Source organism: Janthinobacterium amylolyticum (assembly GCF_051380655.1).
In the GTDB taxonomy this organism is placed as follows: domain Bacteria; phylum Pseudomonadota; class Gammaproteobacteria; order Burkholderiales; family Burkholderiaceae_D; genus Janthinobacterium.
In genome coordinates this window covers 354,665-376,668 of record NZ_JBNYXL010000002.1, presented here as the reverse complement: position 1 = coordinate 376,668, position 22,004 = coordinate 354,665, and the positions used below count along the sequence as shown (strand labels likewise).

General features: G+C 63.7%; 26 protein-coding genes. 12 read left to right on the top strand and 14 right to left on the bottom strand.

The genetic code is table 11. The features are described from left to right. Positions 1-58: 58 nt before the first annotated feature. The 5 genes from ACQ4WR_RS05275 to ACQ4WR_RS05255 form a co-directional block, all read right to left on the bottom strand. Positions 59-754 (bottom strand): fumarylacetoacetate hydrolase family protein, encoded by a 696-nt coding sequence (locus ACQ4WR_RS05275; RefSeq protein WP_436485748.1) that lies wholly within the window; start codon positions 752-754, stop codon positions 59-61. Between the two features lie 76 nt (positions 755-830). Further along, positions 831-2,126, bottom strand: coding sequence for an MFS family transporter (locus ACQ4WR_RS05270; protein WP_102293892.1), 1,296 nt, complete (start codon positions 2,124-2,126; stop codon positions 831-833). A gap of 250 nt (positions 2,127-2,376) precedes the next feature. Further along, positions 2,377-3,579 (bottom strand): 3-oxoadipyl-CoA thiolase, encoded by a 1,203-nt coding sequence (pcaF, locus tag ACQ4WR_RS05265; RefSeq protein ID WP_436485746.1) that lies wholly within the window; start codon positions 3,577-3,579, stop codon positions 2,377-2,379. 230 nt (positions 3,580-3,809) lie between these two features. After that, entirely contained in the window at positions 3,810-4,466 is a 657-nt protein-coding gene (locus tag ACQ4WR_RS05260; RefSeq protein ID WP_436485744.1) for a 3-oxoacid CoA-transferase subunit B, read from the bottom strand. 10 nt (positions 4,467-4,476) lie between these two features. Next, on the bottom strand, positions 4,477-5,175 hold the full coding sequence (locus ACQ4WR_RS05255) for a 3-oxoacid CoA-transferase subunit A (protein WP_436485742.1): 699 nt from the start codon (positions 5,173-5,175) through the stop codon (positions 4,477-4,479). Positions 5,176-5,337: 162 nt separating this feature from the next. Between ACQ4WR_RS05255 and ACQ4WR_RS05250 the strand changes: the two genes are divergently transcribed. Continuing rightward, positions 5,338-6,195 (top strand): IclR family transcriptional regulator domain-containing protein, encoded by an 858-nt coding sequence (locus tag ACQ4WR_RS05250; protein ID WP_436485740.1) that lies wholly within the window; start codon positions 5,338-5,340, stop codon positions 6,193-6,195. Here the strand turns inward: ACQ4WR_RS05250 and ACQ4WR_RS05245 are convergent, their stop codons facing one another. From ACQ4WR_RS05245 to ACQ4WR_RS05230, 4 genes are read right to left on the bottom strand one after another with little or no spacing between them, the layout of a single operon-like run. Further along, positions 6,196-7,113, bottom strand: a complete 918-nt coding sequence (locus tag ACQ4WR_RS05245; protein WP_102293896.1) for a ChaN family lipoprotein — start codon at positions 7,111-7,113, stop codon at positions 6,196-6,198. A 45-nt stretch (positions 7,114-7,158) separates the two neighbouring features. After that, a complete protein-coding gene (locus ACQ4WR_RS05240; protein ID WP_436485739.1) occupies positions 7,159-7,602 on the bottom strand; it encodes a DUF6691 family protein in 444 nt (147 codons plus the stop codon). Further along, positions 7,599-8,024 carry a YeeE/YedE family protein gene (locus ACQ4WR_RS05235; protein ID WP_436485737.1) on the bottom strand — a complete coding sequence of 142 codons (426 nt, stop codon included), beginning with the start codon at positions 8,022-8,024 and terminating at the stop codon, positions 7,599-7,601. The genes ACQ4WR_RS05240 and ACQ4WR_RS05235 overlap by 4 nt, the downstream gene beginning before the upstream one ends. 8 nt (positions 8,025-8,032) lie before the next feature. Continuing rightward, positions 8,033-8,386 (bottom strand): ArsR/SmtB family transcription factor, encoded by a 354-nt coding sequence (locus ACQ4WR_RS05230; RefSeq protein WP_102293899.1) that lies wholly within the window; start codon positions 8,384-8,386, stop codon positions 8,033-8,035. A 334-nt stretch (positions 8,387-8,720) separates the two neighbouring features. Between ACQ4WR_RS05230 and ACQ4WR_RS05225 the strand changes: the two genes are divergently transcribed. Further along, entirely contained in the window at positions 8,721-9,128 is a 408-nt protein-coding gene (locus ACQ4WR_RS05225; RefSeq protein ID WP_436485736.1) for a PEP-CTERM sorting domain-containing protein, read from the top strand. Between the two features lie 69 nt (positions 9,129-9,197). Here the strand turns inward: ACQ4WR_RS05225 and ACQ4WR_RS05220 are convergent, their stop codons facing one another. The 4 genes from ACQ4WR_RS05220 to ACQ4WR_RS05205 are packed head-to-tail and all read right to left on the bottom strand — an operon-like array spanning position 9,198 to position 11,944. Then, entirely contained in the window at positions 9,198-9,377 is a 180-nt protein-coding gene (locus tag ACQ4WR_RS05220; protein ID WP_034746783.1) for a hypothetical protein, read from the bottom strand. After that, the gene (locus tag ACQ4WR_RS05215; RefSeq protein ID WP_436485734.1) at positions 9,374-9,775 is read right to left on the bottom strand and encodes a DUF3224 domain-containing protein; all 402 of its coding nucleotides are present in this window, start codon (positions 9,773-9,775) and stop codon (positions 9,374-9,376) included. The genes ACQ4WR_RS05220 and ACQ4WR_RS05215 overlap by 4 nt, the downstream gene beginning before the upstream one ends. 19 nt (positions 9,776-9,794) lie before the next feature. Further along, positions 9,795-10,364 (bottom strand): DUF1697 domain-containing protein, encoded by a 570-nt coding sequence (locus ACQ4WR_RS05210; protein WP_436485733.1) that lies wholly within the window; start codon positions 10,362-10,364, stop codon positions 9,795-9,797. Between the two features lie 14 nt (positions 10,365-10,378). Next, positions 10,379-11,944, bottom strand: coding sequence for a sensor histidine kinase (locus ACQ4WR_RS05205; protein ID WP_102293903.1), 1,566 nt, complete (start codon positions 11,942-11,944; stop codon positions 10,379-10,381). Between the two features lie 214 nt (positions 11,945-12,158). Here ACQ4WR_RS05205 and ACQ4WR_RS05200 point away from each other — a divergent pair, with 214 nt between their 5' ends. After that, positions 12,159-12,488, top strand: a complete 330-nt coding sequence (locus ACQ4WR_RS05200) for a hypothetical protein (RefSeq protein WP_436485731.1) — start codon at positions 12,159-12,161, stop codon at positions 12,486-12,488. Then, positions 12,485-13,330: an HDOD domain-containing protein gene (locus tag ACQ4WR_RS05195; protein ID WP_102293905.1), complete on the top strand. Its 846-nt coding sequence runs from the start codon at positions 12,485-12,487 to the stop codon at positions 13,328-13,330. Before ACQ4WR_RS05200 ends, ACQ4WR_RS05195 begins: the two co-directional genes overlap by 4 nt. Before the next feature lie 161 nt (positions 13,331-13,491). On the opposite strand, the gene ACQ4WR_RS05190 is transcribed toward ACQ4WR_RS05195, so the two are convergent. Further along, entirely contained in the window at positions 13,492-13,818 is a 327-nt protein-coding gene (locus tag ACQ4WR_RS05190; protein ID WP_034746769.1) for a hypothetical protein, read from the bottom strand. 662 nt (positions 13,819-14,480) lie between these two features. On the opposite strand from ACQ4WR_RS05190, the gene miaB reads away from it, so the two are divergent. The 8 genes from miaB (at position 14,481) to lnt (ending at position 21,900) form a co-directional block, all read left to right on the top strand. Further along, positions 14,481-15,848: a tRNA (N6-isopentenyl adenosine(37)-C2)-methylthiotransferase MiaB gene (miaB, locus tag ACQ4WR_RS05185; RefSeq protein ID WP_436485728.1), complete on the top strand. Its 1,368-nt coding sequence runs from the start codon at positions 14,481-14,483 to the stop codon at positions 15,846-15,848. Then, positions 15,845-16,909 (top strand): PhoH family protein, encoded by a 1,065-nt coding sequence (locus ACQ4WR_RS05180; protein ID WP_102293907.1) that lies wholly within the window; start codon positions 15,845-15,847, stop codon positions 16,907-16,909. The genes miaB and ACQ4WR_RS05180 overlap by 4 nt, the downstream gene beginning before the upstream one ends. Further along, positions 16,893-17,357: an rRNA maturation RNase YbeY gene (ybeY, locus tag ACQ4WR_RS05175; RefSeq protein ID WP_436485726.1), complete on the top strand. Its 465-nt coding sequence runs from the start codon at positions 16,893-16,895 to the stop codon at positions 17,355-17,357. Before ACQ4WR_RS05180 ends, ybeY begins: the two co-directional genes overlap by 17 nt. Positions 17,358-17,643: 286 nt before the next feature. Further along, positions 17,644-18,198: a hypothetical protein gene (locus ACQ4WR_RS05170; protein ID WP_436485725.1), complete on the top strand. Its 555-nt coding sequence runs from the start codon at positions 17,644-17,646 to the stop codon at positions 18,196-18,198. Positions 18,199-18,230: 32 nt separating this feature from the next. Further along, on the top strand, positions 18,231-18,821 hold the full coding sequence (locus ACQ4WR_RS05165; protein WP_436485723.1) for a hypothetical protein: 591 nt from the start codon (positions 18,231-18,233) through the stop codon (positions 18,819-18,821). Between the two features lie 66 nt (positions 18,822-18,887). Next, on the top strand, positions 18,888-19,307 hold the full coding sequence (locus ACQ4WR_RS05160; protein ID WP_436485721.1) for a DUF4259 domain-containing protein: 420 nt from the start codon (positions 18,888-18,890) through the stop codon (positions 19,305-19,307). A gap of 117 nt (positions 19,308-19,424) precedes the next feature. Beyond that, positions 19,425-20,303: a CorC family transporter gene (locus ACQ4WR_RS05155; RefSeq protein WP_071075558.1), complete on the top strand. Its 879-nt coding sequence runs from the start codon at positions 19,425-19,427 to the stop codon at positions 20,301-20,303. Positions 20,304-20,382: 79 nt separating this feature from the next. Further along, positions 20,383-21,900 (top strand): apolipoprotein N-acyltransferase, encoded by a 1,518-nt coding sequence (gene lnt / locus ACQ4WR_RS05150; protein WP_436485720.1) that lies wholly within the window; start codon positions 20,383-20,385, stop codon positions 21,898-21,900. Positions 21,901-22,004: the final 104 nt, after the last annotated feature.

Genomic DNA, 22,004 nt, shown 5'->3' with positions numbered 1-22,004 from the left:
AAGCCCGCAAGGCGATTCTGCGCCAGGCGGGCTTGCCGTGCCGTGCGGCAGGCCGCTTTTACACGACCTTGACGCGCAGGGTTTCCAGGCCAGCGATGGCGCCCACCAGTTCGTCGCCACGCTGCACGGCCGCCACGCCGGCCGGCGTGCCCGTGTAGATCAGGTCGCCTGGCTGCAAAGTGAAATATCTGGACAGGTCGGCGATGGTTTCGGCCACGTTCCAGATCAGCATGTCGATCGTGCTGCTTTGGCGCAGCTCGCCGTTCACGTGCAGGGTGATGGCCGCATGTGTGACATCGCCCGCCTGCGCGGCCGGCGTGATGGGGCCGATGGGGGCCGAGTGTTCAAACGCCTTGCCCGTATCCCACGGACGGCCCAGCTTTTTCGCGTCGCCCTGCAGGTCGCGGCGCGTCATGTCCAGGCCCACGGCGTAGCCCCACACGTGGTGCAAGGCGTCATCGACGCCGATATCGCTGCCGCCCTTGCCAATGGCCACCACGAGTTCCATCTCGTGCTGGAAATCCTGCGTTTGCGCGGGATACGGCAGCTCGCCCGTCGTGCCACTAGCCACCGGCAGCACGGCATCGTTTGGTTTCATGAAAAAGAAAGGCGCCTCGCGGCCCGTGTGGCCCATTTCCTTGGCATGCTCGACATAGTTACGGCCGACGCAATAGATGCGGTGGACGGGGAAGCTGTCGGCGCTACCGCTGACGGGTACGCTGGCTTGCAACGGTGCGGGAATAACATACGGCATGAGGACTCCTGATCGGCACGATAAAAAGGCGGTGATGAAAAAGGGACACCGCAGTGTCCCCCATTTTACGGCAACGTTATTTCAGCAGGCCCGAGCGGCTCGGGTCCGGCATGCGGATGGCAACGATGAAGGAAATCAGGCACATGATGGTGACGTACCAGTAGAAATAATCTTCCACGTGCCAGGCCTTGAACTGCAGCGCCACGTATTCGGCCGAACCGCCGAAGACGGCGTTGGCCACCGCGTACGACAGGCCCACGCCCAGCGCGCGCACTTCGACGGGGAACATTTCCGCCTTGATCAAGCCGCTGATCGAGGTATAAAAACTGATCACGGCCAGGGCGATGATGATCAGGCCAAACGCCGCGTACGGGCTGCTGACGTCTTTCAGCGCATGCATGATCGGCAGCACGCACAGGGTGGCCAGGCCACCGAAGAACAGCATCGAGGTGCGGCGGCCGATGCGGTCGGACAAGGCGCCGAACACGGGCTGCAGCACCATGTAGACGAGCAGGGCGCAGGTCATGACGGCGCTGGCCGTCTTGGTATCCATGCCGGCCGTGTTGACCAGGTATTTCTGCATGTAGGTGGTAAACGTGTAGAACACCAGCGAGCCGCCGGCCGTGAAGCCCAGCACCGTGATGAACGCGCGCTTGTGCTTGAGCAAGCCGCGCAGGCTGCCCGCGTCCTTGTCCTTGCGCTCGCTGGCGGTGGTTGTTTCCGTCAGCGATTTACGCAGGTTCAGCGACACGAGGGCCGCCAGGGCGCCGCAGACGAAGGGAATGCGCCAGCCCCAGGCACGCAGCTCTTCCAGGGTCAGCAATTGCTGCAGGATCACCAGTACCAGCAGCGCCAGCAGCTGGCCGCCGATCAGGGTCACATACTGGAACGAGGCAAAGAAACCGCGCTTGCCCGATTCCGACACTTCGCTCATGTAGGTGGCGCTGGTGCCGTATTCGCCGCCCACGGACAGGCCCTGGAACAGGCGCGCCACCAGCAGCAGGAACGGCGCGAAGGCGCCGATGGTGTCGTAGGTCGGCATGACGGCGATCATCAGCGAACCGCCGCACATCATCAGCACGGAAATCATCATCGACTGGCGGCGGCCGTATTTATCGGCGATGCGGCCAAACAGCCAGCCGCCCACGGGACGCATGAGGAAGCCGGCGGCAAAGATGCCGGCCGTCTGCAGCAGCTGCGTGGTGGGATTGCCGGAAGGGAAGAAGGCGTGCGAGAAATACAGCGCGCAGAACGAGTAAATGTAGAAGTCGAACCATTCGACCAGGTTACCGGAGGAAGCGCCAATGATGGCCTTGATGCGCTGCTGGGAAGTCAGCTGCGCAACGTCATGCGGAGTATCGTGGGATGTCATATCAGTCTTCTTGTTCGTGTGAAAAAGCCAACGCCAGCCCGGTTGCCCTGGCTGGTTTTGCATCATACGCCCTTGATCCGGGTCAAAAAGCCGTCCGACATACGGGTTAATACGTATAACCGGCAACTTTTTCGCCCTCAGGCACTGCCGGTCAGCCCCGTTCCAGCACCAGCGCAATGCCCTGGCCCACGCCGATGCCGCATCTTGTGTCAGTACAGTGCATGGCGCCTGCCCGGGGGGGGGGGCAGGATCAGATCCGTTCCAGCACCAGCGCAATACCCTGGCCCACGCCGATGCACATGGTACAGAGCGCATAGCGCCCGCCCGTGCGGTGCAACTGGTTGACGGCCGTCATGGCCAGGCGCGCGCCGGACGCGCCCAGCGGGTGGCCCAGGGCGATGGCGCCGCCGTTCGGGTTGACGCGCGCATCGTCGTCGGGCAAGCCCAGCTGGCGCAGCACGGCCAGGCCTTGCGCGGCAAACGCTTCGTTCAATTCGATGACGTCGAAGTCGGCCAGGCTCAAACCCGTCATGGCCAGCACTTTCAGCGTGGCGGGCGCCGGGCCGATGCCCATGATGCGCGGTGCGACGCCTGCGGTGGCCATGGCCACGACGCGGGCGCGCGGCGTCAGGCCGAAGCGCGCCGCGTTCGCCTCGTCGGCCAGCAGCAGGGCCGCCGCGCCATCGTTGACGCCGGAAGCGTTGCCGGCGGTAATCGTGCCGTCCGCGCGCACCACCGGTTTGAGTTTTGCCAGGGTGTCCAGGGTGGTGGCACGCGGATGCTCGTCGCGGCTGACGATGATGGGGTCGCCTTTCTTTTGCGCGATGCTGACGGGACAGATTTCGCTGTCGAACACGCCCGCCTGCTGCGCCGCCAGGGCCTTCACCTGGCTGGCCAGGGCAAACGCATCCTGGTCGGCACGGCTGATGCCGAAGTCCGATGCCACGTTTTCCGCCGTTTCCGGCATCGAATCAACGCCGTATTGCGCCTTCATCAGGGGATTGATGAAACGCCAGCCGATGGTCGTGTCTTCCATTTTCATGCCGCGCGCAAAGGCGCTGTCCGCCTTGCCCATGACAAACGGCGCACGGCTCATGCTTTCCACGCCGCCGGCGATCAGCAAGCCCGCCTCGCCGCTCTTGATGAAGCGCGCGGCGCTGCCGATGGCGTCCAGGCCCGAGCCGCACAGGCGGTTCAGGGTGGCGCCCGGCACGCTGTCGGGCAGGCCGGCCAGCAAGGCGGCCATGCGCGCCACGTTGCGGTTGTCCTCGCCCGCCTGGTTGGCGCAGCCGTACAGCACGTCGGTGACGGCATTCCATTCGACGTCAGGATTGCGTGCCATCAAGGCGCGGATGGGCACGGCGCCCAGGTCGTCGGCGCGCACGCCGGAAAGTGCGCCGCCGTACCGGCCAAACGGGGTGCGCTGGGCGTCACAGATAAAGGCTGCGGTCATGTTGATTTCCTCCAGGAAATATTTATGTTGGTCGGCCTGGCGGGCAAGCCGATAGGGGTGGTGTTGGGTGGTGGCGATGGCGTTGGGGTGGCGCTGGTGGTGGCGGTGGCGGTGGCGGTGGGGTGACGCTGGTGCTGGTGGTGGTGTCGGCTTACGCGCTTTGCGCTAAGCCGACCTACGCCGCCCTACGCAGACCTACGCCGATCTGCGCAGACCTGCGCCAGCTTGCGTCAATCTGCGCTGTGCTGGCGCCCGTCCGTCAGCGGCACGGGCGTCAACGCTTGCAGCTGTTCGAAACTCAAGCCGTCGACCAGTTCGACGACGGTGGCGCCGGCAGGGCCCAGGTCGAGCACGGCCAGGTCGCTGTAGATGCGACTGACGCAGCCGATACCCGTCAGCGGGTAGGTGCATTCCTGCACCAGCTTGCTCTCACCGCCCTTGGTCAGCCATTCCATCATGACCCAGGTTTTTTTCGCGCCGATGGCCAGGTCCATGGCACCGCCCACGGCGGGAATGGCGTCGGGTGCGCCCGTGTGCCAGTTGGCCAGGTCGCCCGTGCTTGATACTTGAAAGGCGCCCAGCACGCAGATGTCCAGGTGGCCGCCGCGCATCATGGCGAAGCTGTCGGCATGGTGAAAATAGCTGCCGCCGGCCAGCAGGGTGACGGGCTGCTTGCCCGCGTTGATCAGGTCGTAGTCTTCCTCGCCCGGCGCCGGGGCCGGTCCCATGCCGATCACCCCGTTTTCGCTGTGCAGGATGATATCCGCGCCGGCCGGCAAGTGGTTTGCCACCAGGGTCGGCAAGCCGATGCCCAGGTTGACGACGCTGCCTTCATGGATGTCGGCCGCCACGCGCGCCGCCATCTGGTCTCGATTCCATTTGTTCATTTGATACTCCTCAGGCGGCTTTGAAGCCGGCAGGGCCGGTGGCCGTGCGCGGCACTTGCACGATGCGCTGCACGAACAGGCCCGGCGTGATGACGTGTTCCGGATCGATGCTGCCCAGTTCGGCAACTTCATGCACGGATGCAATGCTGACTTTCGCGGCCATGGCCATGATCGGGCCGAAATTGCGCGCCGTCTTGCGGTACGTCAGGTTACCCCAGCGGTCACCCTGTTCCGCCTTGATGAGGGCGAAGTCGGCATGGATGGGCGACTCGAACACATACATGCGGCCGTCGATCTCGCGCGTTTCCTTGCCCTTGGCCAATTCCGTGCCGTAGCCGGTGGGCGTGAAAAAGCCGCCGATGCCGGCGCCGGCGGCGCGGATGCGCTCGGCCAGGTTCCCCTGCGGCACCAGCTCCAGCTCCAGCTTGCCTGCGCGGTAGAGGGCGTCGAAGACGTGGGAATCGGCCTGGCGCGGGAACGAGCAGATGATCTTGCGTACTTGCCCGTTGTGCAGCAGGGCGGCCAGGCCCGTGTCGCCATTGCCCGCATTGTTGTTGACGATGACGAGGTCGCGCGCGCCGTGAGCGATCAGGCCGTCGATCAGCTCGGCCGGCTGGCCCGCGCCGCCGAAGCCGCCAATCATGATGGTGGCGCCATCGTGGATATCGGCCAGCGCATCACTGACGCTGGAGCGGAGTTTATTGATCATCTGTGTGTCTCCCACAAAAATCCGGTTGATTTGTTCTACATACGAACATATATTCGTATTTAGAACATATTCAGGAGAATAGGCCTGATTGCCCCGCTTGTCAATTTGCCGTTTTGCCCGCCCGCATGGCTATAATTGCCACCTTGATCCATTGGACACCCCATGACCGAACGCCGCACCGCCCCACTTTCCGCCGACGCCGACGCCGACGCCACCGATGCCGATGCCGCCACTGCCGCGCACGATGGCGCGCCGCGTCCCGGCGACAGCTATGTGCAATCGTTCGCGCGCGGCCTGGCCGTGCTGCGCAGCTTTGGCGCCGAAGCGCCGCGGCAAACCCTGAGCGAAGTGGCGGAGCGGGCGCAGCTCACGCGCGCGGGCGCGCGGCGCATCCTGCACACCTTGCTGCATCTCGGTTATGTGGAAGCGGATGGGCGGCTGTTCCGCCTGACGCCCAAGGTGCTGGACCTGGGCTACGCCTATCTGTCGTCGCTGCCCGTGTGGACGCAGGCGCAGCCGCTGCTGGAAGAATTGATGGCGACCTTGCGCCAGTCGTGCTCGGCCACCGTGCTCGACGGCGACGACATCGTGTATGTGGTGCGCCTGTCCGCGCACCGCACCATGTCGATCAACCTGGGCATTGGCAGCCGCCTGCCCGCATATTGCACCTCGATGGGCCGGGTGCTGCTGTCAGGCCTGGAGCCGGATGCGCTGCGCGCGCGCCTGTCGCAGATGGCGCTGCTCAAGCTGACGCCGGCCACCAAAGTCGATATCGATGCACTGATGGAAGAAATTGCGCAAGTGCGCCGCCAGGGCTGGAGCCTGGTACAGGAAGAGCTGGAACAGGGCCTGGTGGCCCTGGCCGCGCCCGTGTTCGACCGGGCCGGCAAGGTGGTGGCGGCCATCAATGTCAGCGGCCAGACGGCGGGGCCGTCGGTGGCGCAGCTGCTCGAGCACAGCTTGCCGAAACTGTTGGAGACGGCAAGCCGGGTCAGCGCCCTGGTGCGGGTGCAGCAGTGATTATTTCTTGAACTTGGCGCAGGCGTCGGCACGCGCCTGCGCCGGCATGCTTTGCGTCAGGTCGAATTCGCCCGGATAGGCTTTGCCGCCCTGTTCGATGTAGCCGATGCTGCGCACGCTCAGCTGCGGGTCGGCCAGCTTCAGCCAGCGCGGCACGCCGAGATCCTTGCGCACGTGGTCGTTGCCGGCCAACAGCACCACGGCACGCGGCGCCTGGTCGCGGATCAGCTTGGCCATCCAGATGTCGCGCGCCACTTGCGCGTTGACGACGCCGCCGATCATCATGTCGGGCAGCATGTTGCAGCGCGCCGCCTGCACTTCCTTCCTTTGCCCTTCCAGGATGTCGTTCGGCACGGGCGCGGCCAGGTAGGTCGCGGCCATGGCCGGCGGCATCGACCATTTGATGCCATCGCGCACGATGCGCGAAGCGTCGGCGGGCGACAGGCCGGCGGCCACCAGGGGCAGCTGGTAGCTGATGGCCAGGTCCAGCACGGGCCGGTACAAGCTCCAGTCCCAGCGCGGCTGTTCCATCACGCGGATGATGCAGTCGGGGTCGGCGCAGTCGCGCGCCGCGCGCGTCAGCAAATCCTGGTTCTCGCGGTCAAACTGCTCCATGACAATCACGGGGCGCCAGCCGGCGGCCACGCGGCGCTGCAGTTCCGCCATGCGCAGCCGGTGGCCTTGCGCATTGTCATGCACTTCGCCCAGCAGCAGCACTTGCGGATTGGGCAAGCTGTCGGCCACGGGCGCGGGCGGCGGTGGCGGCGTTTTCTTCAGCCAGCTGCCACAGGCGGTCAGCGCCAGCACGCCGCACAGCAAGGCGGCGCGCGCGGCGGCGCGTGCAATGACTGGCGCAGTTGTTCCTGCAGTTGCGCGTGCAGTTGCGCGCGCCGTTGCTACTTGAATCACGGTCTTCATGGTCGGTCGGGCATCCTCGTTGGCAATGCGCCAGATTGTACCGTCTCAGGCGGATGCCATCGCTGTGCGGCGCGCCTTTTGCCATTCCAGCCATTCGAAGATGACCATGCCGGCTAGCATGGCGGCGACGAAAATCCACGCCTTGCCCTGCCCCGCCAGCAGGGAAACGAGGGCCGGGCCGGGACAGAAACCGGCGATGCCCCAGCCTGCGCCAAAGGCCAGGCTACCCAGCAGCAAACGCCGGTCGATACGCCGCGACACGGGCAATTGCATGGGCTCGCCCAGCAGCGCCGTGCTGCGCCGTCGCGCCAGCCAGAAGGCGGGCATGGCGACGGCGATGGCGCCGCCCATCACCAGCGCCAGCGACGGGTCCCATGCGCCGGCCAGGTCGAGGAAACCCAGCACCTTGGCCGGATTGCTCATGCCGGAAACGATGAGGCCCAGGCCAAAGACGAGGCCGCTCAACAGGGAAAGGATCAGCTTGCTCATAGGTGGCGCAGCAGATACACGGTGAGGAAACCGGCCGCCATGAAGACGCAGGTGGCAGCCAGCGAGCGGGGCGACCAGCGCGACAGGCCGCATACGCCGTGGCCGCTGGTGCAGCCGGCGCCGTAGCGCACGCCCACGCCGACCAGCAAGCCGGCGGCGACCAGGGCGGGCGCGCCCGCATCGATACGCACCGCAGGCAGAGCCAGCCACAGCTGCCACAGCAAGGGGGTGCCGATGAGGCCGGCAAGAAAGGCGATGCGCCAGCCCAGGTCGCCCTGGCGTGGACGCAGCAGCCCGCCAACGATGCCGCTGATGCCGGCGATGCGGCCGTTAAACAGGATCAAGAGCGCCGCCGCCAGGCCGATCAGCATGCCGCCGGCAAGCGCGGACCATGGCGTGAAGTGTTGCCAGGCTATGTTCATGGCAGAGTTCAGTCCGCTTCGTCGTTGAACAGTGGGCGCGGCGCGCAGAACTGGGCGTACAGCACTTGCAGCACGGCCAGCACGGGAGCGCTGGCGACGCGGTAGTAAATCTGCTTGCCGTCGCGGCGCGTGGCCACCAGCATTTCTTCGCGCAGCACGCCCAGCTGCTGCGACAGGGTCGGCTGGCCGATGCCCACTTTCTGCTCCAGGTCGCTGACACAATGTTCGCCCTGCGACAGCTGGCACAGCAGCATCAGGCGGTCGGCATTGCCCATGGCTTTCAGCAGCGAACTGGCTTTATAGGCCGCGCCGCGCATGGCGTCGAGGTTGTAATCGGTCTCTTGTATTGCTGGCGTTTCCATCGTGCCCTCCCACAGGCGGTCGTGTTGAACATCGTGCGATAAACAATATACTAATCAATATATTGTTTTCCTGCTGGCGATTCGCACAAAAAAACAACAGTGTTTTTTCAGCGATAGCGTGGCCATGCGAAGTGTGCGGCAGCGATCATGCTTACGCTATCAAAATGACAAATATTCGTAATAAAGAGGAAATAAGCGTATCAAAATTGTCACGATCTGTGCTGTAATGAGAGGTCAGCAGAAAAACCATGATACGCCCCCGTACAGGCGAATTGTCCGCCCATGCGCAAGCCGGTTTCGGCGGCGCCAGGCGGTGAACAACAGGGAGATCAAGATGGGAATCAATCAGCCGCTATGCGTGGCCTTGCTGGCGCTCTCGGCCAGCACATGGAGCATGGCGGCAGTCAGCGACACCACGGCCGGCAAGCAGCAGGAAGCCGCTGAACGCGTGACGATCGATGAAAGCATCAGCTTGAATAATCATCCCGGCTGGGAAACGCCGGACTTGCCGTATGCACGCCTGCTGTCCAGCAGCAGCGCAAGCGCGGCAACGCACTGGAGCACCAGCGGCGCGCGCCAGGTGGCGCTGGCGCCGCCCAGGCCCGTGACGGCCGCGCCCGCACAGCAAGCCAACGTGCCAGCCCCCGTGCCAGAAGCGAGCATGTACTCGATGCTGCTGGTGGGACTGGGCCTGGTGGCCTTGAGCCTGCACGGCGAAAAACAGGAAAAATTCGACAACTGACGGCGCCAGCATTGGCAAGGCGCCGCCGCAAAACATTCCGCCTGGTGCGGAATGTTTTTTATGCTGCCATCATTTGTCCAGCAGGCGGCACACCCGTTCGATATTACCTACCGGAATGCCCGACTTCAGGGCCCGCGCGATGCAGCCCGCCTTGTCCGGTCCCGAGGCGGAAATCAGCACGAAGGCCGTCACCACCACGCTGATGGCGACGAGCACGATCAAGACCCCCTTGACGATATCCCAGTTCATTGCGGCTCAGCAATGTCATACGTAAAATCATAATAATGCCTGCCCTCCTCGATGCGGATGGCCAGGCTGCCCGTCAGCCCCAGCAACTGGCCCGTACCCGTATCGGGCACCACCGTCACTGACAAGCTGGGCGCGCCGCGCGTCATGCTGCCGCTGTGCTGCAGGTAAAAACTGCCGTGGCGCCCGTCCAGCGCGCCTTCGACCCGCTCCAGCGCCACGTAGCCGGCCGAGCCCGGCACGCTGGCGCGCACGCTGAGCATCTCGCCTTGCGCGCTGGCATCGAGCGCGCCGTGGTAGCGCTTGTTCAGCGACATGCGCCCCAGTCCGGACTGGGCCACCGTGTCCGACAAGTTTTCCGGCGTGATGGTGACGTCAAACTGCCCTGTGATATACGGCATCCCTGCTCTCCTGTGTTCGTTACGCCGTGGCGGCGCCATCGGCCCCGCCCAGCAAGACATGTAATTTCTGCATGGTCGCCCAGTTGCGCGACGTGACGCCATCGCCGAGCAGCACGCCCAGCGCGGCCACCAGCCTGCTGGCCAGCACGCCGTCAGGGCACCACGCATACGCGGCCCACTGCCCCAGCGCCAGCGCTTCCGGCTGCCAAGGCTGCTGCAGCAGCGGCGCCAGGCGCTGGACGTCGGCCGGATTATTCAGCACCAGCGCCAGCAGACGGGAAGCATCGGCCGGCGGCGCCAGCGTGTTTTGCGCGATCAGTTCGTCGAACTGGCTGGCCGACAGCACCGTCACGCGCGCCGCCACGCCCAGCTTGAGTACCAGCGCTTCCTCGATGCGGGCCGCCGCCTCGGCCGGTGCCACGGTGCCCGCGCCGAACACCACGTTGCCACTGTTGAGCACCGTGCGCACCTGCGTAAAACCCAGGTCGCCCAGCAGCTTGCGCAGGTCGGCCATGGCCACGCGCTTGGCGCGGCCCACGTTGATGCCGCGCAAGAATGCCACCTGCTGATTATCTTGACCATCTGCCATGTGTTTCTCCTTGCCTAAGCCTGGCCGGCTGTGCCTTCCGGCAACGGCGTCACCTTGGGCAGGCGCAGCAGGAACGTCGCGCCTTGCCCCAGGGTGCTGCTGACCGTGATAGTGCCGCCAAATTGCTTGGCAATCAAGTTGAACACGATATTCAAGCCCAGTCCCGTGCCGCCCTGTCCCCGGCGCGTGGTGACAAACGGGTCGAACACGCGGTCGAGCATGTCGGGCGCGATGCCGCGGCCATTGTCGCGCACCTGCATGTCTATCCAGTCCGGCTCGCCGCGCACGCCGATGTGGATGCTGCCGGCCGTATCCGCGTCGAACGCGTGCTCGACGCAGTTGAGCACCAGATTGGTCAGCACCTGCGCCAGCGCGCCCGGATAGCTGTCAAGGATGATGTCTGGCGGGCAATCGATATCGATGCTGATGCGCGTCTTCTTCAGGGTTGGCTGCAGGCTGGAAATCACCTCGCCGATGTAGTCGCGCAACTCGAACAGGCGGCGCGCCTCACTGACCTGGTCGACGGCGATCTGCTTGAAGCTGTGGATCAGGTGCGCGGCGCGGTAGGCATTGTTCATGATCAGGCGCGCGCTTTCGCCGGCCGTCTCCAGGTAGCGCACGATATCGGTCTTCTTGACGCCGCCGCCGGCCACCGCGGCGCTGATGCTGTCCGTGGCTTCCTTCAGCACGGAGGCGCTGGTCAGCGCGATGCCGACCGGCGTATTGATTTCATGCGCCACGCCCGCCACCAGGCTGCCCAGCGAAGCCAGCCGTTCAGACTGCAGCAGCGATTCCTGCGCGCGGCGCAGCTCGTCCATGGCCTGCGCCGTCTCCTGCTGCGAACGGCGCGCCATCTCTTCGGCCTGGCGGCTGCCTTCGATGATGGACTTGAGCTTGCGCTGCACGGCGTTGAAGCCGCGGATCACGTCGCCCAGCTCGTCGCGCCGGTTTTCCGGCAGTTCTTCGACCTCATCGCTGCCGCGCGTGGCCAGGTCGAACAAGCCGTCGCGCAACTGTTTCAGGGGACCGAAGACGATGCGCAGGCTCAAGGCCAGCGCGCCCACGAGAATGATGTCCAGCAGCAACACTTCCACCACCTTGCGCCGCACTTCGCTGCGCAGGGCCGCGTCGATCTGCTCGCGGCTGAAATTGACGATGACCTTGCCGACGATCACCGGCTTGCCGCCGCTGGCCGCGGCCACGGCGTCGCGGAATACCAGCGGCGCCTCGACGGGCGTGCCGCCGATGGCCACGTCGGTATCGAGCGGCACCAGGGTGCCGGAAGCATCGCGCACCTCGCCAGCGAACAGGCCCACCGAGGCGTCATAGACACGGATGCCGACCAGTTCCGGCGGCAGCATTTCGGCCGCCACGATGCTGTCGACCTTGGATTTATCCAGGTCCCACAGGGCCGAAGGCAGGCTGGTCTGCAAGCGCGTGAGCACGCCGCTGCGCAGGCGCGCGCTGCCCGATTCGAGTTCCTTGCTCAGGGTATATTGGGTATAGCTGCCGGAAATGCCCAGCACCAGGGTGACGATCACGACAAAAAGCAAAGTCAGCCGGACTTGGATACTTACCATCAATCAACACTCCCCGTGCCAGGCCCGTTGCCGGCCCGCGGCGCGGGCGCACAGCTGTCAGCGGACACTCGCCTGAATGAAATGTACGGTATGACATGCTTATTGGCAAGATTTACAGCAGCCCCGCTGTCAGCAAGGGTTTGATGCAGGTCGAGACATTGCGACATGGCAATGGTAATATCCCGCAATCATCTAAGGAGTCGTCATGGCGGTCATGCATCAACATCTACCCCTGGAACAAGTTCGTCCTGGCATGGTCCTGTCGGATGTCTTGCTCGATGCGCATGGACAAGTGCTGTTGCCGCAAGGCGCGGTGCTGACGGAAAACATGCTGGCCCTGATGCCGCGCCATGGCATCGACATGCTGCCGATCCAGGCGCCGCCGCCGTCGCCCGAGGAAGTGGCGGCGCAGCAGGCGGCCGACCGCGAACGGCTCGCTTACCTGTTCCGCAAGCATGATCCCGACGACCCGGCGCAGGCCGCCACCACCTTGCTGCGCAGCTACGTGACAGCCTACCGCCTGGGCACGGGAGAGGCGGCATGAGCGCCCTGCTGACCCTAGCCGACATCGTCGCCCACCTCGACGACCTGCCCTCGCTGCCCGCCGTGGTGATGGAACTGCTCAACAGCATCGACCAGGAAGACGTGGATATTTCCGTGCTGGCGAAAAAAGTCTCGTATGACCAGGCCTTGACGGCGAAAACTTTGCGCCTGGCCAATTCGTCGCAATACGGCCTGCAAGTGAAGGCCACCACCATCCAGCAGGCGATCACGTACCTGGGTTTCCAGACCACGCGCAGCCTGATCACCTCGGCCGCCATCACCGGCGCCTTCCCGGAAGGGCGCTGTCCCGGCTTCGACGACAAGGCCTTCTGGCGCCATTCGGTGGCCACGGCCGGCTGCGCCAAGGTACTGGCGCGGCAGATACGCTTCAACCAGGATTACGCCTTCACGGCAGGCTTGCTGCACAACATCGGCCGCCTGGTGCTGGTCAGCAGCTTTCCCGCGCAGTACGCGCAAGCCATCGCCCACCAGGCGGCGCACGACTGCAGCCTGCTCGAGGCGGAGCAAACGGTGCTGGGCGTGGACCACGTGCAGGCGGGCGTGGCGCTGGCCGAACACTGGAATTTTTCCGACACCATGCGTCTGGCCATCGGCAACTATGTGCAGCCGGACGCTGCGGGCGCCGGTTTTCTCGCCGCGCTGATCCACGTGGCCAATGCCATCGTCTGCGCGCTCGACCTGGCGCAGGCGGGCGATGACATGGTGCCGCTCGTCTCGCCGGTGGCGTGGGACGCGCTGGGCCTGGGCGAAGAGACGTATCTGCAGCTGTTCCGCGAAACGGAACTGCGCTACGACGAAATCACTTCGGCGTTGTTGAGCTAACTCTTAGGCGGACTCTACATTTAAAGCTGCAAACGCAAACGGCTCTCGCCGCGAGGCGAAAGCCGTTATGGGTACTGCCTTACTGCCATCCTGCCCGGTCGACGCCAGCCTGTTACCGCCAGCAATGACGCAAGCGGCACAGTCAGCGCGAGACCACCACATCAGTGCGCGTAATTCGATTCTTGCGCATCGCCGCGGTCTTCCGCTTTTGGACGGCCCTGGGCGTCGGACAAACGATACTTGGTGCGGCGGTCGCCCATCAGGTCGCGCAGGTCGCGGATGCTCATGCCCGTCACTTCGTGCATGCGGATCAGCAGGGACGCGCCGACCGGCAAGCGGTGGTGGCGAATCTTGCTGATGACGGGTGGCGCCACTTCGAGCAGGCGCGACAGGGCTGCATCGTTTTTCAGCTGCATCTTGCTCAGCAGAATATCCAGCAGGTGGTTAGGGTTGTAACTCTCTTGCGATGCTAATGCATGATGTGCCATGATTTTTCCTCGTCTAGTGAATGTTGAAAATAATGCCGATACGAACTTAAGGCTGGCTTAGAGTGTTTAAAAGTATTTCAAAAACCGTCAGCCCCTCTCCCTCCTATCGCGCTGCCTGCACAGGACTCGCACAGCCACGTCCAGCCAACGTGCGCAGCTTGCCGCGTGAGTAAAAAGCATTGCAATCCACTGAAATGCATTGCATATAAGGCAATATACTAGTCCAATCAGGCAGCATCCCCGCCTGGCGCAACCTTCCTGATTGTTAAATATCAATCAAGGTGCTGGTTGGCTTGGCAACGATGCCATTTCAACACATTAGGACGTCAGCGGGCGCGCACAAGGCTTTGCAGCAACTTGTTACAAATCAATGCTGCTGCACGGCAATAAATGCTTTTCAGCATTGCCAGCCTGCGCCGCATGAGCCCGCTGCAACCTTGTCGGCAAGGTAAGTACGGCGTGGCCCGCCCGGGCGATTTACGCTAAACTATGGCTTGAACTTGCAGCGCGCCTGTCACCAGGCAGCCAGGCCCGCATGGCCAAGCTGCCGCGGAGTGCGCAGCGCCTGCTTCGCCAGCATGACGCGCAAACGACGCCCGACGCCGCCGGCCAGGTATCGCAGCATCCACCCAGCATCCACTACCGCTAAAGCGCCCGACTCCATGCAGAAAAAAGTATTCATTAAAACCTTCGGCTGCCAGATGAACGAGTACGATTCGGACAAGATGGCCGATGTGCTGGGCGCCTCCGATGGCCTGGTGCGCACCGACTCGCCGGAAGACGCCGACGTCATCCTGCTCAATACCTGCTCCGTGCGCGAAAAGGCGCAGGAAAAAGTGTTTTCCGACCTGGGCCGCCTGCGCGAACTGAAACTGGCCAAGCCGCACCTGCTGATCGGCGTGGGTGGCTGCGTGGCCTCGCAGGAAGGCGACGCCATCGTCAAGCGCGCGCCGTATGTCGACATGGTCTTCGGCCCGCAGACGCTGCACCGCCTGCCGCAAATGATCGAGCTGCGGCGCGCCAGCGGCGACGCGCAAGTGGACATCAGCTTCCCGGAAATCGAAAAGTTCGACCATCTGCCGCCGGCCAAGGTGGAGGGCGCCTCGGCGTTTGTCTCCATCATGGAAGGCTGCAGCAAATACTGCAGCTACTGCGTGGTGCCCTACACGCGCGGCGAGGAAGTCTCGCGCCGCTTCGAGGACGTGCTGACGGAAGTGGCCGGACTGGCTGCCCAGGGCGTCAGGGAAATCACCCTGCTGGGACAGAACGTCAACGCCTACCGGGGCGCGATGGAAGGCGGAGAGATCGCCGACTTCGCCCTGCTGCTCGAGTACGTGGCCGACATTCCCGGCATCGAACGCATGCGCTTCGTCACCAGCCACCCGAAGGAATTCACGCAGCGCCTGATCGACGCCTACGCGAAGATCCCGCAACTGGTCGACCATTTATATCTGCCGGCGCAGCATGGTTCCGACAAGGTGCTGGGCGCCATGAAACGCGGCTACACGGGCCTCGAATACAAGTCCATCATCCGCCGCATCCGCGCCGTGCGCCCGAACATGGCCATTTCCTCGGACTTCATCGTCGGTTTTCCTGGCGAGACGCAGGCGGACTTTGACGCCATGATGAAATTAATCGCCGACGTCGGCTTCGACAACAGCTACAGCTTCATCTTCAGCAAGCGCCCCGGCACGCCGGCCGCCAGCCTGGAAGACGACACGCCGCATGAAGTGAAACTGGCGCGCTTGCAGCAGCTGCAGGCGGCCATCGACGCCAACACGCGCAAATACAGCCTGGCCATGGTCGGCACGGTGCAGACCATCCTCGTCGAAGGCCGCTCGAAGAAGGACACCATTGATCGTGAACTGCAAGGCCGCACCGAGAACAACCGCGTGGTCAATTTCGACGCCGGCCCGGACGCGCTGCACCTGGTCGGCCAGCTGGTCGACGTGCGCATCACCGAAAGCCATTCCTACACCCTGCGCGGCGAATTGGTCGCCAGCGCCCCCGCATTGAAAAGAGCCAGTTGAAAACCAAAGCCCCGATACAGCCGCACTACTTCATCCCCGAGCCGCTCGACAACACGCGCCTGGCGCATTTGTGCGGACCGCTCGATGAAAACCTGCGCCAGATTTCCGCCGCCCTCGATGTGACGATTTTCCGCCGCGGCGAGAAATTCATCGTCGGCGGCAGCAATGCCGAACGCGCCGTGGAAATCCTCGAACAGTTCTACGCCATCGCCAACAAGGTCGTGCCGCTGGAAGAAGTCCAGTTGGCGCTGGTGGAACAGCGCGCGGGCCTGTCCGCCGCCTCGGAACACCATGCCAATACGCCGGCCAGCACGTTCGTCGAGCCGGACATCGCCAGCCCGGTGCTGAAAACCCGGCGCTCCGACCTGCGCGGCCGCACGCCGCACCAGATCGCCTATTTGCGCGACATCCTGGAACACGACATCAGCTTCGGCGTCGGTCCTGCCGGCACGGGCAAAACCTACCTGGCCGTCGCCTGCGCCGTCGACGCGCTCGAAAGGGACGCCGTCAAGCGCATCATCCTCACGCGCCCCGCCGTCGAAGCGGGCGAGCGCCTGGGTTTTCTGCCTGGCGATCTGGCGCAAAAGGTCGACCCGTACCTGCGTCCCCTGTACGACGCGCTGTACGATTTACTCGGCTTTGACCGCACGCAGAAGCTGTTTGAAAAGCAGGTGATCGAGATCGCCCCGCTGGCCTACATGCGCGGGCGCACCCTGAACCACGCGTTCGTCATCCTCGACGAGGCGCAAAACACCACCGTCGAACAGATGAAGATGTTCTTGACGCGCATCGGCTTCGGCAGCAAGGCCGTGGTGACAGGCGACGTCACGCAGGTCGACCTGCACAAGAGCCAGACGAGTGGCCTGATCGACGCCGTGCACGTATTGAAAGATGTGCGCGGCATCGGCTTCACGCAATTTAACAGCACCGACGTGGTGCGCCATCCGCTGGTGGCGCGCATCGTCGACGCGTACGAAACGGCGCAGGCGGCCAATGCCGACGCCGCCCAGTTACCCTCCTTATTGAAACCAGCTGCCGCCAAAAATGTCCGAAAAAAATAAATTATCGCTGTCCGTGCAATACCCGGACACCCGCCTGGAAACCGTCATCCCGCGCCCGAAAGTGCGCCGCTGGGTCAAGGCGGCCCTGTTCGCCCCCGCAGAATTCACCATCCGCTTCGTCGACGCGGAAGAAGGCCGCAGCCTGAACCGCGACTACCGCGAAAAGGACTACGCCACCAACGTGCTGACGTTTGCCTACAACGAAGGCGAAGAGCTGGCGGAAGACGAGCCGACGCGCGCCGACATCATCCTGTGCACGGACGTGCTGGAAAAGGAAGCGGCCGAACAAAAGAAAAGCGTGGAAGAACACACGGCCCATCTGATCGTGCACGGCGTGCTGCATGCGCAAGGCTACGACCACATGGACGACGAGGAAGCGGCCGAGATGGAAGGCCTGGAGACGGAAATCCTGGCCAAGTTGGGGATTGCCGATCCATACCAGGCCTGAGCCTGGCCAGAGTCCACCGCGATCGCCGCCCCCGCGCGGCAGTGCGCGCCATGCCACTGCCGCCATTGCCACGCTGGCCACCTGCCCCCGCCTCACCCACGCCCCTCCCCTGAAATATATCTTCGCGGCTTGATTCAATTGCCAAAACGCAACGATATAATGTGGCCTTGCCATATTCGCCATATTTTTAAAAAAAGTGCCGGCGATAGCACCAGGCAAAGACCCGCCATTCACGCAAGAGGAATGGATCAACGACCATCATTCGAACCCAGGGAGTCATTTCAGCATGCGTCACGCCAAGATTGTGTTTGCCTTTTTATCCGCCATCGCCCTTTCCGCCTGCTCCACGGTCGCGCCGCCCTATACCCCGTCGATGGACAATATCCAGACACTCAAGAACAGCGCCGCCAGCCAGGCTAAAGTCGGCGTTTTCGTCGCACAGAAGAACGCCGACGCCCCGCTGTCCATGCGTGGCTCGTCCATGGCTTCACCCTATGCGAAGTCCTATTCCGTCTATGTGGCCGAGGCGCTGAAACAGGAATTGAGCATGGCGAACAAGCTGGCGCCGGACGCCGACATCGAAATTTCCGGCACACTGCTGCAAAATGAATTCGACGCATCGGGCTTCAGCACCGGCACCGCCATGCTGGAAGCGCGCTTCATCGTCAAGAAAGCCGGCGAGGTACGCTATGACCAGGTCAAGACCGCCAGCCATGAATGGCCGTCGTCGTTTGCCGGAGCCATCGCCCTGCCGCGCGCCATGCAGGAATACACGGTCGTCGTGCAGAAACTGCTCGCCCAGCTGTATCAGGACAAGGCCTTCAACAACAGCCTGCAATAAGCCGGCCCCTTTCTACGAAAAGTCCTCATCACATGGCTATTTCCAAACTCCTGGCAACGCTCGCCGTTGCCATCACCCTGGTGGGCTGCGCCCATCCCATGGTCATCACGCCCAACCTCGCCAGCATTGAGCGCCCCGATACCGCGCGCCCGGTGAAGAAAAATGTCGCCTACTACATCAGCGACACGCTGCGCCAAACCGAAGTCACCACCGGTGGCGGCGGTGGCGACAAGGTCAGCTATTTCCCCTACCGCGACATGGAGCTGTCGCTGTATAAAATGCTGTCGAATGTCTTTGGCGAAGTCACCACGCTGAAAAGCCCGGCGGACAAGGACGCGATGGCGCGTCACCAGATCGTGTATATCGTGACGCCGCAGCTGTCGACCAGCTCCTCCTCAAGCAGCGCCTTCACCTGGCCGCCCACCCAGTTCAGCGTCGACCTGACCTGCAATATCAGCGATGCCAGCGGCAAGGAAATCGTGTCGAAGAAAGTGGTGGGCGTGGGCGAAGGCGAATTCAGCGAATTCAAGAAAGACCACGCCATCACGGGCAAGCGGGCGCTGACGGACGCAATGCTCAAGATGCAGCAAGCCCTGCTGGACGAACCGATGCTACGCAATTAAATCCGCATGGCCATGGCAGGCATGCCAAAATGTCTGCCATTCCACACATCGCAACAAGGACACACAATGGGCACTTGGGCCACCGACGCCTTCGGCAACGACTACGCCATGGATTGGGCGCAGGATCTGCACGAATATAAAACCCTGGAACTGGTCGAGACCACCCTCGACAACGTCATCGACAGCACGGAGGCGGAACTCGAAGCGCCGTTCGCCGCCGAAGCGCTGGCTGCGCTGGACGTGATCGCGCGCCTGCAGGGCCAGCCGGGCGAAGACGACCCGGCCACGGCCGAAGTGGACGAATGGGTGGCCGCCTGCAAGAAGAAAGTCACGCCGCCGCTGCTGGAAAAAGCCCGCCTGGCCTTCGAGCGCATCACGGCCGAAACGTCGGAACTGCGCCAGCTGTGGCAGGACAGCGAGCATTTCGCCGACTGGCAGGCCGATGTGGCAGCCTTGCGCGCGCGCGTGCTGGGCAAGGACAGCTGAAACATCGTGCAACGGCGCACTTCAACGTATTAAATTTGCATCAAAAGCGGGGAAATCGGGTGCGCCCCCACTTTTGGTGTATCCTATAAGCCTTCGCAACAACGGCTCACGCCTCCTATGCCCGAGCACCCTAGTGGCGTCAGAACTGACGTCAAGCCCCACCGGTCACTGTTTGAACGCCTGACCGCACTCATTTCCCCCGAGCCAGAGAACCGTGCAGAATTGCTCGATGTTCTACACGATGCGCACGAACGCAAGCTGATCGACGCCGACGCCCTGTCGATGATCGAAGGCGTGTTCCAGGTATCGGATCTCTGCGCGCGCGACATCATGATTCCCCGTTCGCAGATGGATGTCATCGACATCAGCAAGCCGATCGAGGAATGGATGCCGGAAGTCCTGTCCACCGCCCACTCGCGCTTCCCCGCGATCGAAGGCGAGCGCGACAAGGTTATCGGCATCCTGCTGGCGAAAGACTTGCTGCGTTATTACGCCGAAGAAACTTTCGACGTGCGCGACATGCTGCGCCCCGCCATCTTCATCCCCGAATCGAAACGCCTGAATGTGCTGCTGCGCGATTTCCGCGCCAACCACAATCACATGGCCATCGTTGTCGATGAATACAGCGGTGTCGCCGGCCTGATCACCATTGAAGACGTGCTGGAACAGATCGTCGGCGATATCGAGGACGAATACGACTTCGACGAAGCCGAAGACAATATCCTCTCGCTCAAGGAAGGCCAGTTCGGCCCCCGCTGGCGGGTCAAGGCGCTGACCGAGATCGAACAGTTCAACGAAGAAGTGGGCAGCCATCTGGTGGACGACGACGTCGACACCATCGGCGGCCTGGTTTCGAAGTACCTGGGCCGCATGGCGCACAAGGGCGATATTTTCGACCTGGGCAATCTGCGTTTCGAGGTACTGCGCGCCGATGCGCGCCAGGTGCACGTGCTGCTCGTCGAGCGCCTGCCCAACGTGCCGGAACTGGAACTCTGACATGCGCGTGCTGTAGATGCGTTTCAGACGCGCCGACCCCAACGCCCCCGCCAGACCGCCCCGCAGCACGTGGGCGCGCATGCTGACTGCCGCCATCGCCGGCGCCGTCGCGGTGCTGGCGTTCGCCCCTTTCGGCTACTGGCCGCTGCAAATCCTCAGCCTGGGCGTGCTGTTCTACCAGGTGCTGCGTTCGTCCAGCGTCAAGGGCGGCGCGCTGATCGGCTGGGCCTATGGCTTTGGCTGGTGCGCGGCCGGCACGCACTGGCTGTACATCTCCATGCACCGGTATGGCGACATGGCTGCCCCGCTCGCCGCCATCGCCGTGGCCTTGCTGGCCCTCCTGATGGCCATCTATGTGGCCCTGGCCATGGGCCTGGCCGCCTGGCTGCGCCAGCGCTGGGTACTTTCGCTGCCTGCCATGACCCTGCTGGTGCTGCCCGCCACCTGGACGCTGTTCGAATGGACGCGCGGCTGGCTGTTTACGGGCTTCCCGTGGCTGGCCACCGGCTACGCCCACAATGCCAGCCCGCTGGCCGGCTATGCGCCCATCGTCGGATCGTATGGCCTGGGCTGGCTGGCGGCGCTGTCGGCGGGCGCCCTGCTGCTGCTCACACATCGCACGCGCTGGTTCGCGCTGGGCGGCGTCATCGCCCTGTACGCGGCCGGCATCGGCTTGCAGTACGTGGCCTGGACCCACCCGGTGGGCCGCCCGATCACGGTGCGCCTGCTGCAGGGGAACGTGCCGCAGCAGCAGAAATTCGATCCCGGCTTCGTGCTGGGCGCCCTGCAGATGTACCAGAGCGCCATCACCAGCGCACCGGCCGATTTGATCGCCACGCCGGAAACGGCCGTCACCGTGCTGCCGCACCAGCTGCCGCCCGGCTATCTGGATAGCCTGGCGACGTATGCGCAGCAGACGGGCAGCACGATCCTGGTCGGCATGCCCGTGCTCGACGAACAGCAGCGCTTCTACAATGCGGCCGTGGGCATCACGCCAGGCAGCACGCCGGGGCCGTACTACCAGTACCGCAAGCAGCACCTGGTGCCGTTCGGCGAATTCGTGCCGCCCGGCCTGCACTGGTTTGTCGCCATGATGGCCATCCCGCTGGGCGACATGGGCCGTGGCGCTGCGGTGCAGGCGCCGCTGCAGGTGCGCGACCAGCTGGTGCTGCCGAATATCTGCTATGAAGACTTGTTTGGCGAGGAAATCGCCGGCCAGCTGGCCAGCGCCCACCGCCATGGCAAGCAGTCGGCATCGGTGCTGCTGAATATCTCGAACCTGGCCTGGTTTGGCGATTCCATCGCCATCCCGCAGCACCTGCAGATTTCGCAGATGCGCAGCCTGGAAACGGGCCGCCCGATGCTGCGCTCGACGAACACGGGCGCCACCGCCATCATCGACGGCAAGGGCGTGGTGCAAAGCCTGCTGCCGCCGGAACAGCAAGCCACCCTGGCGGCCAAGGTGCAGGGCATGGGCGGCATGACGCCATACATTCTGTATGGCAACAAACTGATGCTGGCCCTGGCCGCGCTGGCCCTGCTGACAGCCTTCCTGCTGTCGCGCGCCGCCCGCCGTGGCCGCGCCGCGCAGCAATAAGCGGCCGATATTGCCCGAAGAGTCACAGTGGGCCCGTAAAAACCGCTAAAATTAGCAAAACCCCGGCCCGGACGCGCTGCCAAGCATGCGTCCGGGCTTCAAGC

What these genes read in the sequence shown, in the direction of transcription:
- ACQ4WR_RS05250 (WP_436485740.1), top strand. Translation starts at nt 5,338, where the DNA reads ATGACCGAACGCCGCACCGCCCCACTTTCCGCCGACGCCGACGCCGAC.
- ACQ4WR_RS05220 (WP_034746783.1), bottom strand. Translation starts at nt 9,377, where the DNA reads ATGAACTGGGATATCGTCAAGGGGGTCTTGATCGTGCTCGTCGCCATC.
- ACQ4WR_RS05235 (WP_436485737.1), bottom strand. Translation starts at nt 8,024, where the DNA reads ATGAACATAGCCTGGCAACACTTCACGCCATGGTCCGCGCTTGCCGGC.
- ACQ4WR_RS05225 (WP_436485736.1), top strand. Translation starts at nt 8,721, where the DNA reads ATGGGAATCAATCAGCCGCTATGCGTGGCCTTGCTGGCGCTCTCGGCC.
- ybeY (WP_436485726.1), top strand. Translation starts at nt 16,893, where the DNA reads ATGTCCGAAAAAAATAAATTATCGCTGTCCGTGCAATACCCGGACACC.
- ACQ4WR_RS05240 (WP_436485739.1), bottom strand. Translation starts at nt 7,602, where the DNA reads ATGAGCAAGCTGATCCTTTCCCTGTTGAGCGGCCTCGTCTTTGGCCTG.
- ACQ4WR_RS05190 (WP_034746769.1), bottom strand. Translation starts at nt 13,818, where the DNA reads ATGGCACATCATGCATTAGCATCGCAAGAGAGTTACAACCCTAACCAC.
- ACQ4WR_RS05270 (WP_102293892.1), bottom strand. Translation starts at nt 2,126, where the DNA reads ATGACATCCCACGATACTCCGCATGACGTTGCGCAGCTGACTTCCCAG.
- lnt (WP_436485720.1), top strand. Translation starts at nt 20,383, where the DNA reads ATGCTGACTGCCGCCATCGCCGGCGCCGTCGCGGTGCTGGCGTTCGCC.
- ACQ4WR_RS05205 (WP_102293903.1), bottom strand. Translation starts at nt 11,944, where the DNA reads ATGGTAAGTATCCAAGTCCGGCTGACTTTGCTTTTTGTCGTGATCGTC.
- ACQ4WR_RS05195 (WP_102293905.1), top strand. Translation starts at nt 12,485, where the DNA reads ATGAGCGCCCTGCTGACCCTAGCCGACATCGTCGCCCACCTCGACGAC.
- ACQ4WR_RS05160 (WP_436485721.1), top strand. Translation starts at nt 18,888, where the DNA reads ATGGGCACTTGGGCCACCGACGCCTTCGGCAACGACTACGCCATGGAT.
- ACQ4WR_RS05170 (WP_436485725.1), top strand. Translation starts at nt 17,644, where the DNA reads ATGCGTCACGCCAAGATTGTGTTTGCCTTTTTATCCGCCATCGCCCTT.
- miaB (WP_436485728.1), top strand. Translation starts at nt 14,481, where the DNA reads ATGCAGAAAAAAGTATTCATTAAAACCTTCGGCTGCCAGATGAACGAG.
- ACQ4WR_RS05215 (WP_436485734.1), bottom strand. Translation starts at nt 9,775, where the DNA reads ATGCCGTATATCACAGGGCAGTTTGACGTCACCATCACGCCGGAAAAC.
- ACQ4WR_RS05260 (WP_436485744.1), bottom strand. Translation starts at nt 4,466, where the DNA reads ATGAACAAATGGAATCGAGACCAGATGGCGGCGCGCGTGGCGGCCGAC.
- ACQ4WR_RS05210 (WP_436485733.1), bottom strand. Translation starts at nt 10,364, where the DNA reads ATGGCAGATGGTCAAGATAATCAGCAGGTGGCATTCTTGCGCGGCATC.
- ACQ4WR_RS05155 (WP_071075558.1), top strand. Translation starts at nt 19,425, where the DNA reads ATGCCCGAGCACCCTAGTGGCGTCAGAACTGACGTCAAGCCCCACCGG.
- ACQ4WR_RS05245 (WP_102293896.1), bottom strand. Translation starts at nt 7,113, where the DNA reads ATGAAGACCGTGATTCAAGTAGCAACGGCGCGCGCAACTGCACGCGCA.
- ACQ4WR_RS05275 (WP_436485748.1), bottom strand. Translation starts at nt 754, where the DNA reads ATGCCGTATGTTATTCCCGCACCGTTGCAAGCCAGCGTACCCGTCAGC.
- ACQ4WR_RS05165 (WP_436485723.1), top strand. Translation starts at nt 18,231, where the DNA reads ATGGCTATTTCCAAACTCCTGGCAACGCTCGCCGTTGCCATCACCCTG.
- ACQ4WR_RS05230 (WP_102293899.1), bottom strand. Translation starts at nt 8,386, where the DNA reads ATGGAAACGCCAGCAATACAAGAGACCGATTACAACCTCGACGCCATG.
- ACQ4WR_RS05200 (WP_436485731.1), top strand. Translation starts at nt 12,159, where the DNA reads ATGCATCAACATCTACCCCTGGAACAAGTTCGTCCTGGCATGGTCCTG.
- pcaF (WP_436485746.1), bottom strand. Translation starts at nt 3,579, where the DNA reads ATGACCGCAGCCTTTATCTGTGACGCCCAGCGCACCCCGTTTGGCCGG.
- ACQ4WR_RS05255 (WP_436485742.1), bottom strand. Translation starts at nt 5,175, where the DNA reads ATGATCAATAAACTCCGCTCCAGCGTCAGTGATGCGCTGGCCGATATC.